At 51.7% G+C, this 14,970-nt stretch carries 11 protein-coding genes and 1 pseudogene; all 12 read left to right on the plus strand.

The window, feature by feature from the left end; all coding sequences use genetic code 11:
* The first annotated feature begins 2 nt into the window (after nt 1-2).
* The 12 genes and pseudogenes from MJA45_RS08630 (at nt 3) to MJA45_RS08685 (ending at nt 14,923) form a co-directional block, all read left to right on the plus strand.
* Nucleotides 3-2,570 carry a transglutaminase-like domain-containing protein gene (locus MJA45_RS08630; protein WP_315606856.1) on the plus strand — a complete coding sequence of 856 codons (2,568 nt, stop codon included), beginning with the start codon at nt 3-5 and terminating at the stop codon, nt 2,568-2,570.
* Between the two features lie 248 nt (nt 2,571-2,818).
* Nucleotides 2,819-4,099, plus strand: coding sequence for a sialidase family protein (locus tag MJA45_RS08635; protein WP_315606857.1), 1,281 nt, complete (start codon nt 2,819-2,821; stop codon nt 4,097-4,099).
* A 24-nt stretch (nt 4,100-4,123) separates the two neighbouring features.
* Nucleotides 4,124-5,551 carry a sulfatase family protein gene (locus tag MJA45_RS08640; RefSeq protein WP_315606858.1) on the plus strand — a complete coding sequence of 476 codons (1,428 nt, stop codon included), beginning with the start codon at nt 4,124-4,126 and terminating at the stop codon, nt 5,549-5,551.
* A gap of 14 nt (nt 5,552-5,565) precedes the next feature.
* Nucleotides 5,566-5,949, plus strand: a complete 384-nt coding sequence (locus MJA45_RS08645) for a hypothetical protein (protein ID WP_315606859.1) — start codon at nt 5,566-5,568, stop codon at nt 5,947-5,949.
* Nucleotides 5,949-7,061, plus strand: a complete 1,113-nt coding sequence (locus tag MJA45_RS08650) for a glycoside hydrolase family 31 protein (RefSeq protein ID WP_315606860.1) — start codon at nt 5,949-5,951, stop codon at nt 7,059-7,061. Before MJA45_RS08645 ends, MJA45_RS08650 begins: the two co-directional genes overlap by 1 nt.
* A gap of 88 nt (nt 7,062-7,149) precedes the next feature.
* Nucleotides 7,150-7,454 (plus strand): annotated as a pseudogene (locus tag MJA45_RS08655) (sigma-70 family RNA polymerase sigma factor); the annotation flags it as partial.
* 160 nt (nt 7,455-7,614) lie between these two features.
* Nucleotides 7,615-9,174 (plus strand): tetratricopeptide repeat protein, encoded by a 1,560-nt coding sequence (locus MJA45_RS08660; protein ID WP_315606861.1) that lies wholly within the window; start codon nt 7,615-7,617, stop codon nt 9,172-9,174.
* Nucleotides 9,175-9,560: 386 nt separating this feature from the next.
* On the plus strand, nt 9,561-10,574 hold the full coding sequence (locus MJA45_RS08665; RefSeq protein WP_315606862.1) for a LacI family DNA-binding transcriptional regulator: 1,014 nt from the start codon (nt 9,561-9,563) through the stop codon (nt 10,572-10,574).
* A gap of 79 nt (nt 10,575-10,653) precedes the next feature.
* Nucleotides 10,654-11,442, plus strand: coding sequence for a sugar phosphate isomerase/epimerase family protein (locus MJA45_RS08670; RefSeq protein ID WP_315606863.1), 789 nt, complete (start codon nt 10,654-10,656; stop codon nt 11,440-11,442).
* Nucleotides 11,443-11,558: 116 nt separating this feature from the next.
* Nucleotides 11,559-12,497 (plus strand): ABC transporter permease, encoded by a 939-nt coding sequence (locus MJA45_RS08675; RefSeq protein WP_315606864.1) that lies wholly within the window; start codon nt 11,559-11,561, stop codon nt 12,495-12,497.
* Between the two features lie 27 nt (nt 12,498-12,524).
* Complete coding sequence (locus MJA45_RS08680) at nt 12,525-13,397, plus strand: carbohydrate ABC transporter permease (RefSeq protein ID WP_315606865.1); 873 nt, start codon at nt 12,525-12,527, stop codon at nt 13,395-13,397.
* A 29-nt stretch (nt 13,398-13,426) separates the two neighbouring features.
* On the plus strand, nt 13,427-14,923 hold the full coding sequence (locus tag MJA45_RS08685; RefSeq protein WP_315606866.1) for an ABC transporter substrate-binding protein: 1,497 nt from the start codon (nt 13,427-13,429) through the stop codon (nt 14,921-14,923).
* The last annotated feature ends 47 nt before the right edge of the window (nt 14,924-14,970 follow it).

The raw sequence follows: 14,970 nt of genomic DNA on the forward strand, positions 1-14,970 counted from the left end.
ACATGACTGGACTTGTATCGGCGGACGGCAACCTGTCGCAATCGGTCGCAGGCAAGTTTGAAGAAAAGCGCGCCATCGCATGGAAACGTCATCGTAATTTGTTCCGTGTCTTTGACGGCCCGCTTACAGAAGAAGAACGCTTTGCCATGATGTTTCTTTATGCTTACATGCCTTTGAACGACCTGGCTGATTATGACGGAGAGCTGTTTTTGAAGCATGTGCGGGATACGCTGCGCATCCGCCGCACGGTTCCGTGGGGCAGCAAGATTCCGGATGAACATTTTCTTTACTTCGTTCTTCCGTATCGTGTAAACAATGAGAATGTGGAAGATCACCGTGATTGGTTCTTCAAAGAAATTTATGAGCGCGTCCGCTCGCTTTCGATGGAAGAGACCGTACTTGAAGTGAACCATTGGTGCCACGAAAAAGCAACCTATACCGGCAACGATCTGCGTACGGTATCACCGCGGACATTAATCCGCACGGCGCTTGGGCGCTGCGGGGAACAGTCGACGCTGGCTGTAGCTGCGCTCCGCAGCCTGTGCATTCCGGCGCGCCAGGTCTATACCCCACGGTGGGCTCATTGTGACAGCAACCATGCTTGGGTCGAGGCATGGGTGGATGGGGAATGGGGGTTCTTTGGGGCGTGCGAGCCTGAACCTCGCATGAACCAAGGATGGTTTGTGGATCCGGCCCGGCGAGGCATGCTGATGAACACACGGATTCCGGCCAATTATTCAGGACCGGAGGAAATCACCTTCGCCGATACCTGGCATACAGAGATTAACTTGCTCGCGAATTATGCCCCCACTCGCAGCGTGTCCGTGCGGGTTGAAGATGCGGAAGGCCGTCCTGTCGCGGGTGCGGGCGTCCACCTGCAGGTCTATAATTATGCGGAATTGTCTCCACTTGCCAAGCTGAGAACCGGCGAGGACGGGATCGCCATGCTTACGACAGGATTCGGGGATCTCTTTGTTGAAGCCGCACGGGATGGACGCTGGGCATTCGGTTTTATTCAGGCTTCGGATGCTGCAGCCGTTATCCTTAAGCTGGGTGACGGCCCAACGGCCGGGACGGCCGATTTTGATTTTCACCCCCCGGCGGCGGCTTTAGGAGAAGACGTCGAAACAACGCCCGCAGAGCGAGAACAGAACAACCGCAGGCTGAAGGAGGAAGATCAGCTGCGTGCAGCCTATGAGGCCACGTTCGTACAGGAGCCGGAAGCCTCGCAGCTTGCGGAGGAGCTCGGTTTGCCGGGTGACCGCGTATGGAATGTGCTTCGCAAAGCGCGTGGAAACAGCAAAGAGATCGCAGCCTTTTTGCGCGAGGAAACACCGGCATTTGGGGGATGGGCGCTCCGTCTGCTTGAAGTCCTCAATGAGAAGGATCTTACGGATACCTTCCGGCCGACCCTTAATGAACATCTTCATGGGGCGATGGAAGTCAAAGGGGATACGGAGGATTCCATTTTTGCGTCCTATGTGCTGAACCCGCGTGTCCTGTTTGAAATGCTTCGCCCTTACCGGACTTTCTTCCGTAACGCCTTCTACGACGTTACAAGCCCTTACGAATTGGCGGACAGAATCCGGAATGACATCAAAATCATGCAAGGATATACCTACTATCAAGGTTCGGCGACACCGCGCGGGTCACTGGAGTTGGGAGCGGCTGATCGGGTCTCCCGGGATATCCTGTTTGTAGCCGCCGCTCGCAGCCTGGGCATGCCTTCCCGTCTCGAACCGGGTGACCGAAGGCCGCAATACCGGGAAGACGGCCGCTGGCAAGACGCTTTCCCAGAGATGAAGTCCGACGATTGTGGAGCGAAGCCCCCGTACGGCCGCATTACATTAACCGGCCCGGTTCCGGAAGGGGAAAAGGCCGAATATTTTCTTCATTATACTTTGGCACGGCATGAAGAAGGGATGTTCCGGACCCTCCACTATCGCTCTGGAAACGATGGTCTGATCGGCGAACCTCTTGATATCCTGCCTGGAACTTATCGGCTCACGACCGGACGCAGATTGACGGATGGCAGCGTACTGATCTGGCTGCACACGTTTAAGGTGGGTCCAGGAGAAAGCGTGAACGTCGAGGTCGTTCTTCGTAAGGAAATGCAACAACCGGACACCGCGTATGGCGATCTCGGGAATGAGGCGACCCGTTGGCTGGCGGGAAACGAGACATTAAAAGAATGGCTCAACGGGAAAGGCGCCGTACTCGCTTGGATTGAGCCGGACCGCGAACCGTCAAAGCATTTGATCCGGGAACTACGCGAACGCAAAAACGATTTCGATGGTTGGGGCGGTCGAATTGCTCTGTTCGCCGGTGACGACAAAGTAAATGTTCCATTAGGCGAGCACCCATGGCCGGATATGCCTGAACTAGCCGTTTTCTCCAGCGATGCTGTGTATGAGGGGTGGAACGCTGTCAGCGCCGGGCTCAAAGATCAGCTGCCGATGCAATTTCCCCTTGTGCTGCTCGTGGATCCTTCCGGCACCGTTCGGTATGCCTCTGCCGGCTACAAACTCGGCCGGGGCGAAGATCTGCTGCGTGTCATCTCGCAATTCTAATAAAAAGCGGCGTATGGAACGTACGCCGCTTTTTGGGCTTGAACGGTCTGCCGGTTAAGGCGAACCAGCCATTAGGGGCTACGTCGGCCATGCAAATCCAGATCCGTGACCTCTATCTATTACCGGAACAGTTCCTCGTGCTAAGTTCCGAGAAGTTGAGTAACCAAAACGAGTACAGGATGGGGGACCTCATGCTTCCAACTACAACGCCTTACAAGACTAAGTCGGTGGTTCTCTTTGGGCCCCATATGTTCGGATCCAAAAGCTACCGCATTCCTTCCTTGTTAACTGCCTTAAACGGAACGATCCTTGCAGGAATCGACCAACGCATCCCGGGCAGCGAAGACAGCCCGAATGAAATCAAAATTGCAATCCGGCGCAGCCTGGACGGGGGTGAAACATGGGAGCCGATACAAGTGGCGGCAAGTTATCCGGGAACCGGGCCTGATGCCCCCTCCGTCATAGACTCCGCATTGCTGCAGGATCCTGCGACCGGCACCCTATTCCTGATTTTCGATCACTTTCCGGGCGGATACGGCTACCCTCAAGCCCAACAAGGCACCGGCTTTGCCCCCGACGGCCATAAGTTGTTGTTCGATGCGGACAATCATCGGTTTATGCTTGGACCGAACGGAGAGGTATTTGACAGTTCCGGAGCCCTTGCCTCCTACAAGGTGTTGCCCAACGGGGACGTATACAACGGAGAGACGTATTCAGGAAACATCTATTTCAAAGCCGGCACGCTGCCCGAAAGTTTACATGTGCTTGGAACTTCCTATCTGCAGATCATTGAAAGCCAGGATGACGGTTTGACTTGGTCGGAGCCCAGGGATCTTAACTTCCAAGTCAAAGCCGACTGGATGAAGTTTATGGGAACGGGCCCGGGCAACGGAATCGTGATCAACGAAGGACCGTATATCGGCAGGCTGGTCTTTCCCGTTTACTTCACCAATTCGTGCGGGATGCAGTCTTCGGCGGTCATTTACAGCGATGATCATGGCGTGACCTGGCATAGAGGAGAATCACCCAACGACGGAAGGAATTGGGGAGGCAAGACGCTTGATTCCATGACGATGGATGTGTGGCCGGCCCAGTTAACCGAAGCGGCGGTCGTTCAGCTGAGAAACGGAGTTTTACAGCTCTACATGAGAAATACGTCGGACCGGAAAAGAGTGGCGGTTGCAACGAGCTTTGATGGCGGAACGACGTGGGAAAATGACGTTGCCTTTGCAGATGCCTTGCTTGAGCCGTACTGCCAACTGACTGCCATCACCTATCCGGATCCCGGTGATGGCAAAGAACGGGTCCTGTTTGCTAATCCGTCAAACGCCGACAGCCGGGTAAACGGTACCGTGCGTTTAAGCGAAGATGGAGGGAAGACTTGGAGCTACTCCAGAACGATTGCTCCGGGAAGTTACTGGTATTCGTCTTTAACGGTTCTTCCTGACAAAAGGATCGGCTTGCTGTATGAAGGAGAAGGCGGAAATATCCTGTTCACTGCGTTTAATCTGGAGTGGATCAAGAGCTGACTAAGGGAAGGGAAGAGAGAGCCGATGACCAATTCTCAAGCAAAGCGCCCCAGTATCGTCTTTATCATGAGCGATGACCATGCCGCCCATGCGATGAGCTGCTACGGCAGCAAAATCAATGAAACCCCCAACATAGACCGTATCGCCAATGAAGGGATACGTTTTGACAACTGCTTCTGTACAAACGCCATTTGCACGCCGAGCCGAGCCACGATCCTGACGGGTACCTACAATCATGTGAATGGAGTGAAGACCCTTTCCGACCGGCTGGACGGACGCCAGCAAACCGTGTCCAAGCTTCTGCAGCAGGCGGGATACCAGACGGCGATCATCGGCAAATGGCACCTCGGCCACGGAGGGAACAGCGACCCGACCGGCTTTGATTATTGGAGCGTGCTCCCCGGCCAAGGCGATTATCACAATCCCTCCTTTATCGAAATGGGGCAGTCCGTGAAGGTCCAGGGTTACGCAACGGACATTATAACGGATAAATCGATCGAATGGATCGATAACCGCGACAAGGAGAAGCCCTTCTTCCTCATGTGCCATCACAAAGCGCCGCACCGGCCCTGGATTCCAGACGAGAAGCATGCCCATCTTTACGAAGACATCGATATCCCGGAACCCGAGACGTTCAACGACGACTATTCAAATCGCGCAAGCGCGGCAGCCGCAGCCGAAATGCGGATTGACCGTGATCTTACCCGAAATGATCTAAAGATGGATCACCCGGAACATTTGGAGGGTGTCGCTCTCAAAAAATGGAAATACCAGCGTTACATTAAAGATTATCTCCGCTGTATTGCGTCGGTTGATGACAATGTCGGCCGGCTGCTGAATCATTTGGATCAGGAAGGCCTAACGGAGGATACCATTGTCATCTATACCTCGGACCAAGGCTTCTTCCTTGGCGACCACGGCTGGTACGACAAAAGGTTTATGTACGAGGAATCGCTGCGTATGCCTTTCGTTATGCGTTATCCAAGGGAAATTCCCGCCGGGAGTACGAGCGGGAAGATGGTGCTCAATGTCGATTTCGCTCCTCTGTTTCTGGACTATGCGGGAGTTTCCGTTCCGGATTCGATGCAAGGATTGAGTTTCAGGCCAATTGCCCGGGGTAAAAATCCGGACGGCTGGCGTTCCTCCATGTACTACCGCTATTGGATGCACTTGTCGGAGCACAAAGTGTATGCCCACTATGGAATCCGGACCCATCAGTATAAGCTTATTTATTACTATGCGGATGCACTCGGAACGCTTGGTTCGGAGGACGACCCAAGGACGCCGGAATGGGAGTTGTTCGACTTGCAGAAAGATCCGTACGAGATGATTAATGCGTATGACGACCCGGATTACGAGCGGGTAGCTGAGGTATTGACCAAAGAACTTGACCGGCTTCAGCAAGAAGCAGGGGACCAGCCGTTCATCTACCGTCCTGCGACACAGGAGTGAGAGGAAGAAGGGACATGAGACCACAGCAGGAAATCGTAATCGATCTGTTGCCTGAAGAAGCATGGTGGGGCGGCGTCGTCAATGACGGGATCCGGATGCCCTTCCCGCCCGGATGCGAAATGAAAAGGGATTTGAACGGTCATTTGGCGTACAATCAAGGAGCTCCGCTTCTCCTATCCAATAAAGGCGGTTATGTGTGGTCGGAAGAGCCGTTCCGCTTTGTGCTGATGGACGGGCAGCTGAGGATAACCGGAACGGCGGAGTTGATCCGGTCCGGCCGCTGCGGGGATAGTTTGAGAGAAGGGTATCTGCATGCATCGCAGACGTTCTTCCCATCAAGCGGAAACGCGCCGGACAGAAAATTCTTTAACGTTCCGCAATATAACACCTGGATGTAATGATCGACGACAACTGGCACGAGAATTACGGGACCCTGGATTTTGACAGCAGGAGATTCCCGGATCCCCGGAGCATGGTAGAGCATTTACATGGACTTGGCTTTACCGTAATGCTGTGGGTATGCCCTTTTATAACTCCCGACAGCCCTGTCTTTCGTGCACTAAGGCGAATGGGATATCTGATTCGCGATGCCAAGGGCCGTCCTGCTATCCGTGAATGGTGGAACGGATTCAGTGCGATACTCGACCTTACCCATCCGGAGGCGGAACAGTGGATAAAGGGAAAACTGGAGAAGCTGATGCAGGCGTATGGAATAGACGGCTTTAAGTTCGACGCCGGAGACCCCGACTATTACGCACCGGATGACGTCACGTATAAACCGGCCACACCGAATGAACAGTGTGAACTCTGGGCCCGCCTGGGTGTGCATTACCGTTATAACGAATATCGCGCCTGCTGGAAGATGGGTGGTCAACCGCTTGTACAGCGCCTGAGCGACAAAAATCACAGCTGGGGACCGGACGGCCTCGGAAGCCTGATTCCCAACGGGCTGGCTCAAGGGCTTCTCGGTTTCGCCTTTAGCTGCCCGGACATGGTGGGCGGCGGCCAGTATGAGGATTTGATCAGACCGGACTTTGAGGTGGACCAGGAGCTGTTCGTGCGGTACGCCCAATGTGCCGCCCTGTTTCCTATGCTGCAGTTTTCAACGGCACCCTGGCGCGTGCTGGATCAGAAGCATGCCGCGATATGCATCCAGGCGGCGCTGCTGCATGCAGAAATGGGGGAACATATCGAGGAGCTTGCCGTTCAAGCAGGGCTTACGGGCGAACCCACCATACGTCACTTGGCCTATAGGTATCCCGGCATGGGATATGAGGCGGTAAAGGACCAGTTCCTTCTGGGAGATCATGTTCTCGTTGCTCCCGTTGTGCAGAAGGGAGCGACCCGCCGGAAGGTTGTCTTTCCATCGGGAAAATGGCTTGGTGACGACGGCTCGGCCGTCATGGGACCGTGCGAGCTTGAAGTTGATGCCCCGCTGGAGCGTCTCCCATGGTACAAAGCGATGCAACCCGAGCCGGAGTTTATCTGCTTGTTGAGAAAATCCTGTTAACGACGGGATTGATCAACGCGACGATGGAATCCTTGCTTCAGAAACGAAAGCTGCCGAATCCGGAGCTTGGCTTTTCGTACTTGCGTACCCGATTGGAACGGATAAAGAAGGCAACGAGCTCAACTGATTGACATCCTGGGAACCGAGAACGACGATGTGGCGGAAAAGGTGCAGCTGAAGATTGAGGAGTCCAAAATCTATGGACATCTGGATATATTGGATGAACGGGAGCAGAAGGTCATCCGCGGCCGGTTTGGATTGGATACAGGCGGGGATGAACGGACCCAGTGGGAAATTGCAAAGGAGCTCGGCATCAGCCGCTCGTATGTGTCGCGGATCGAGAAGCGGGCGCTGATAAAGCTGTACCATGAGTTTTATAAGGTGAAGAAGTGAGTGAAACGAGCAGCTTGCCTTTGGGGCGGGCTGTTTTTTTTGGCTTCCTGTTATGCCTTAAGCCTGCCAATATGGTACGATTCAAGAGCTATTCCATTTTGTTGGCAGTGGAAATACTACAGATTGTCCCTAATAACCAAGGAGAGCAGGTTTGTTGTAAATGAATGAAAATGCAAAACAGAAATTCCGATTCAGCGAAGCACCCATCTGGGATTTGCAGAGGGCTTATTATGAACAGCAAGGAATGAAGGCATGGAATTATGACCAAGTTCCGCAATATATAACGAGCAACCCCATGATCGCTGCAGCCTACGCGGAAATGATTTTCGGGTTTCTTCAAGATCGGGCCGAGAGAGGCGATAGTTCTGAACCCCTTACGATCCTGGAGCTGGGAGCGGGAGTGGGGCGCCTCGCCTTTCATGTCCTGCAACAGCTATGCGCCCTGAGAGATTATGCAGGTATTGTGCTGCCCCCCTTTCGCTATGTGATGACGGATTTAGCGTTAAAAAATATTCGCACTTGGGAAAATCATCCTGCCCTTCAACTTTTTATTCGGCAGGGACTCCTGGATTTCGCAAGGTTTGATGCCGTAAATGACACGGAGTTGGATTTGGTCGTCTCCCATACAACCATCCGGCCAGGTGATCTAAGGCAGCCTTTGCTGATCATCGCTAATTATTTTTTTGACAGTATTCCGCAAGAGCTGATCTATGTGGGGGATGGAAAGACGTTTGAATGTGATGTTTTAATGGATCGCCATGATGATTCCGACCTGCGTAAACCGTCAGAAGCCCTGCAAAAAATAACACTAACGTACGAGTATCGCCGAGCACCTGGATATGAAGAAGACTCATACCCGTATCATGATGTGATCGAGCTTTATCGGCAGGAACTTGAGGATTCCCATATTCTGTTTCCGGTTACCGGATTGACATGTCTGGAGAGGCTGAATCAACTGTCAAAGTCAGGGTTCCTGCTGCTAACCGCAGATAAAGGCGATCACCTGCTTGAGAACTGGAAGTTTGCGGAGCCGCCCCAGTTAATTCATCACGGAAGCTTCTCGATAACGGCAAACTATCATGCCATTCGGCATGTGTTTGAGCAAAAAGGTGCACAGTCCCTTTTCACCCGGCATCATTACAAAAATATAAATGTCGGTTGTATCCTTATGCTGGAAACGCCAAAGAGTTATACCCACACCCGATTGGCCTACCGGAGGTTTATCGAACGTTTTGGACCGGATGACTTCTTTAGTATGAAGGAATGGGTAGACCCGAATATCGAGACGATGGAACTGCAGCAAATTTTGGCCTTTTGGCGTTTGGGCGGGTACGATGCGGAGTTTTTCATCCAGAGCGCGAAACGTATCGTTAACCTGCTGCCAGGGGCTAGTGATGAAGAAAAGTCGGATATCAAATTAGGCATACACACCATGTGGTCCTCTTACTATGCGATGGATCAAGGATATGATCAAGCGCTGGACGCTGGTCTTGTGTTGTTCGAGATGGACATGTACGAGGATGCGAAATGGTTCCTGGAGACATCCGTACAGGTTGTAGAAGGTGAGCCTGTACCGACTGTCCTGTACTGTCTGGCTATTTGCAGCTACGAGCTTGGGTTGGAAGAAGCTGCAATGGAATATCTACGCGAGGCGCTGGTTCTGGAACCTGAGTACGAAGAGGCCATGGTGCTGTTAAATTGCTTATGTGAAAAGGAATAGAGTTAGCTTAAAGAACAATGCGCGAGCAATAGAAAAAAGTAGAGGTTGGTACGCTTTCTACGCCCACCTGGACATCCTCGATCTCCGGGAACAGGAAGCCATCCGCGGCCGTTTCGGCCCCGACCAGGGCGGTGAGGAAAGGACGCAGCGGGAGATTGCGAAGGACTCAGGTGGGGTATTCGTACTCATAACACGGAAGGAGAAAGCCCCTATGCAGCATCGGGGCTTCCTCCGATATCTATCTGCTTTGTGGCACCGGAAATTTCCTGCATACGTGATCCGAAACGTTTGCAGTAATGATTGACACGTAAAAACGGGAGTGCTATAATTTTTGTGAAAACGTTTTCATAAATAGACAACGGATCCGTTCGGATAGCAGGTGAGATATGGCAACCATTAAAGATATCGCTAAGTTGGCTGGTGTTTCCATTACAACCGTATCCCGGGCGCTAAACAACCATTCGGACGTCAACAGGGATACCTACAAGAAGATTGCGAAAATTGCCAGACAATTGGGGTATCAACCGAATTCGTCGGCGCGAAGCCTGGTGTTGAAGAAAACGAATACAATCGGTCTGGTCGTCTCCAATTTAACGACAAGAAGCGGGCATCATTTCTTGTTCGATATCATTTGCGGCGTGAACGAGCAGGCCAGCTTGCGCCATTATGACGTGTTTTTGATCGGCACGAACACCCGGCAGCAAGAAGAAGTGCAGTACAAGGAGCTGTGCCGCAGGCGGAGCTTTGACGGCGTTATTCTGGCGGGGCTGAAAATCAACGACCCTTACATCGACCAGGCCGTCCAAGCGGGAGTGCCGACGGTGCTGCTCGGAGTGCCGGCTCCTTCCGACAGTGTCGGAAGCGTGATCAGCGACGATGTCGGTGGCTCGATGTCGGCGATTCAGCATCTGATCGACTACGGTCACCGGCACATTCTCTTCATCAACGGTCATCAGGAGGCTGCAGTCAGCCAATTTCGGCTGGAGGGCTACAAGAAAGCGCTTGAGAAGAACGGTTTGCCGTACGATGAAGGAAAGGTCGCGCACGCGAACTTCGAAATCGAAGGGGGCGGGGAAGCTTTTGCGGCATTGATTGCGAAAAATCCGAATGCGACGGCCGTGTTTTGCGCCTCCGATTTGATGGCGTACGGCATGCTCGGCAAAGCATCCGAGTTGGGGTATAAAGTGCCCGATGATATTTCCGTGGTGGGTTTCGACGGAATCGAGATTACCGAAATCATGAAGCCGCAGCTGACGACAATTGATCAGGACCGGTTTCAGATCGGAACATCAGCGGTCAATATGTTACTTGAGATGATGGACGGCACCCCCGGCTATACCCGCGTCATGGCTTCCAAACTCATCATACGGGATAGCACGAAAATGCTGGTTCCCGATTAAGAAGCACATTTATTTTTTTCCGTTTTCGAAAACGTTTCGGAAAAATCAGGTAAAACTCAGACTAAGGGAGGAAATTACGATGAAACTCGGCGTTGTTACTTCGCCGAAACCGGAGGGCTTTGACTACGCCAAGAGGTTAGGACTGGAGTTTGTGGAATTTTGCATCAATGTGGAGCAGGACGTCCATGCGTTTGCAGGAACCGTAAAAGAATTGAAAGAAGCAAGCGAGCGCACGGGGGTGGCGGTCGGATCAATCGGACGCTGGGGCGTGATCCTGATTGCGAAAGACGGCAGCGTAATCGAAGAGGAGCTCCAGGCGGCCTATACCTTGATCGACGCGGCTAGCGAGCTGGGCTGTCCTATATTTATAGCCGGCTGCAACTATGTTGAGGAGCGGTCTTACTTAGAAAACGTGTCCTCCGCTATCCAATTTTTCTCGATGTTGATCGAATACGGCAAAGTCAAAGGCGTACGAATTGCTACTTATAATTGCGATTGGAACAATTTTGTCTATAACGATCAAGCCTGGCGGCTGATTCACGGACAACTGCCGGAGCTCGGCATCAAATACGATCCCTCTCACGCACGGTATGGCGGACGAGACTACTTGAAGGAAATGAAGGAATGGGGCAGCCGGTTCCTCCATGTACATATCAAGGGCTCGGTCATTATAGACGGTAAGCACTTCGACGACCCTCCGGCGGGCCTGGACCAAACCGATTGGGGAACCTTCATGGCCATCTTGTACGGTGTCGGTTATAACGGCGGCTTGAGCATCGAGCCTCACTCCGAAGTGTGGAAAGGGGAGCTTGGGGATAAAGGAGTTCAATTCACCGTTGATTATATGAAACGATTGATTTTCCGTTAGAGGCCGTTGCAAGCGGGTTAGCTGAAAGCTCTGCAATTCTTTTCCGAAACGTTTTGGGAAAAGTTGCATAAATGGAGCGGGGAAACGTTTCAACCGAGGGAGGTGCTTCCGGTAAAATGCAGAGAACCATCGGCAAGAAGAAAAACGGGTTTGCTCACGAGATGAAGCGAAACTATCCTTATTATTTGATGATGCTGCCTGCCGCAGCCGTTCTATTTCTCTTCTCCTATTTACCGATGCCGGGAATCATTATCGCTTTTCAGGATTTTAATTTTGTGGATAAATTCCGCAGTCCCTTCGTAGGGTTGAACAATTTCAAATTTTTCTTTACGAGCCCCTACGCGTTCCGCACCACGTTCAACACCATCTTTATCAATTTGAACTACTTGGTTTGGACAACGTTTTTCGCTGTTCTTATCGCCATTCTATTAAATGAACTTCGGCTAAAATTTGCAAGCAAGATTTATCAAAATCTGATGTTCTTGCCTTACTTCATCTCTGCGGTCGTGGTCGGCAAGCTGGTCAATCAGATCGTATTTCCGGATCAAAACGGCATCGCCAACCAGATTCTCGGTTTTTTCGGGCACGATCCGATCAGTTGGTCGGAGAATCCGGCGCCGTGGGCCTGGATTATTATCGGTGCCCACTTATGGCAGGTGGTCGGTTATTCCACGATAGTCTATCTTGCCAGCATCACGGGGATCGATGATCATTTGTTCGAGGCGGCGGCGCTTGACGGAGCGAACCGTTGGCAGCAAATCCGGCTCGTCATGCTGCCCATGCTGATGCCTGCCATTATCATCATGACTTTGTTAAGCATTGGCGGCATGCTGCGCGGTGACTTCGCGACTATCTATTCCATCATCGGGGATAACGGACTGTTATTCCAAAATACGGATGTCATCGATACGTATGTTTTCCGGGCGATTAAACAGGCCGCTGATTTCGGGACAACCGCCGCAGTCGGATTGTATCAGTCCATCGTAGGATTCCTGTTGGTTTACGGGTCCAACTGGCTTGTACGGAAATATGACAAAGACAGCGCGTTGTTCTAACAAGCAGGGAGGGAAAGGAGAAGACCGATGCGGAGACTGTCATTTAGCGGTTATATCGCGCAGCTTTTGATGCAGCTTTTTCTGTTGTTCTTTGCAATCGCTTGCATTTACCCGTTTATCTTGGCCTTTATGGCTTCGATCAGCAGTGAGAAAAGTATTTTGGACAACGGCTACCAGCTTATCCCGAGCGAGTTTTCGATGCTGGCGTATCAAGCGGTTTTTAAAAGCAAGTATCTTTACACAAGTTTTGGCGTTTCCATTTTGGTGACGGTTGTGGGGACCCTTTTGTCGCTTATCATTTGCGGGATGGCCGGTTACGCCATGTCGATCAAGCGGGTCAAATACCGAAACGCCGTGTCGATGTTTTTTTACATTCCCATGGTTTTCGGCGCGGGTTTGCTGCCTTGGTACTTGGTTATCACCCAAATTTTGCATTTGCAGAATACGATTTGGGCGTTAATTTTGCCGGGGTTGGTCTCTCCCTTTAATGTATTTTTGATGAGGAATTATTTTGCGACCGTTCCGTCCGAACTGATCGAATCGGCGGAGATGGACGGCGCCGGAGTCATGAGAACCTTTTTCGGCATCATCATTCCGTTGTCCAAGCCCATTATCGCCACGATCACGTTGTTCATTGGTTTGGCTTATTGGAACGATTGGGCGAGTGCGCTGTGGTTCATCGATAACCCCAATTTGTATCCGCTTCAATATATGCTGTACCGGATTCAAGCCATCATTAACCTTGTCCGGCAGACCGGAGCGATGGGGGATATGAAAGTTCCTCCGGAAACGTTCCAGATCGCCACGATGTTTATCACAATTGGTCCCATCATTCTTTTGTATCCGTTTATCCAACGGTATTTCGTCAAAGGGATCATGATCGGCGCAGTCAAAGGGTGATTTTATTCCATTAAAGGGAGGAAATAAAAATGAAGAATATTCGAAAAACAGCCGTCGCCTTGCTTGCCGTTCCGTTGTCCGTAGCTTTGTTTACCGGCTGCACCAGCTCGGGAGACAAACAGGCAAGCGGCAGTGAAAGCCCCGGTGCCGGCAAAAGCAAAGAAATGGTCAAACTGACCGCCGCTTTCCCGGGCCAAGAATCTCCAGGGCAAAAGGCTGCCTTGCAGGCGATCAACAAAAAACTGCAAGCGGATGGACTGAACGTGGAAGTCGACTTTAAATACCTCGACGATTACTTCAATAAACTGGCCCTCAACGTTGCCGGAGGAACCGTTTACGATTTGGCCTGGGCCCACAGTTCCACCTTGTCCGATTTGGTAGCGAAAAAGGTCTATCAGCCTATCGACCTGCAAAAAAACGGGGCGGACCTGATCAAAAATGGGCCTGACTACGTGCTCAAGGGCGGTCAAATTCAAGGCAAACAGTACGCCGTACCGAGAGCGATTCCGATGACCGGATTCAATAACGTGTATAATATCCGCGGCGACTTGCGCGAAAAATACGGGATTCCGAAAATCACTACCGAAGAAGGCCTGGAACAATATTTTGCGGCTATCAAAAAAAATGAACCCAACATGCACCCGATCGTCGGCGACAACATTCAGGAGTTGTTCCCGGTCTACGCCAATTACTACTTCCCGATCGGTGACGGCGGCCAGTATCCGCTTTATATCGACCCGGCCGACAGCACGCACACCGTGAAATCGTTCCTGGATTCCCCGGCCTTTGCCCAAGTCGTTGCGAAGAAGAAAGAATGGAAGGATAAAGGCTTGCTGTTTAACGATCCTAATTTTGACGGAGAAGGCGGATTTGATAACGGCAAGGTGGCCGCCATCGCCGCCAATATTTTCAGAGCGTCCGAACGGGTTGACGCGCTCACGGGCAACGTGAAGGGGGCAAAAGTCGAAACCGTTTACTTGGAGCCCCAGAAGCGCTACATTTTCTCGGCCGGGGACAATATGCTGGCCGTTCCGAGCACCAGCAAGCATGCGGACGAAGCAGTGGCTTTAATTAACTGGATTAAAAAAGACCAGGCGAACTACGATCTTTGGTCGTACGGAGTAGAAGGCGTTAACTACAAGCTGGCCGGCAATGCGGTTGATACTTCGGGTATTCCCGATGCAAACAAGTACAATACAAACGTATGGATGTGGAACGATCTGCGTCTTGCCCGTTTCTCTACGAACTATCCGAAGGAAGATATCGAAGCTTTGAAGAAATGGGACAGCAAATCGGAAGTCACTCCCTTCGTCGGCTTCACGTTGGACCAAAGCAAAATTAAATCCCAGATCAGTAACATTCAAGCCATTATGGGCGAATATATTCCGAACCTGGGCATGGGCGTAACGGATTACAACAGCGTTAAAGACCAAATGATGAAAAAGCTGAACGCAGCCGGGTTGCAGGATGTTATGAAAGAAGTGCAGAGTCAAATCAATGCTTATGTGAGTCAAAATAAGAAGTAATCGTAATGGATAAGTCCCTTTAAAAAGACGTGTGGGCATCTTTCGCG

It is taken from the genome of Paenibacillus aurantius (genome assembly GCF_032268605.1).
In the GTDB taxonomy this organism is placed as follows: domain Bacteria; phylum Bacillota; class Bacilli; order Paenibacillales; family NBRC-103111; genus Paenibacillus_AO; species Paenibacillus_AO aurantius.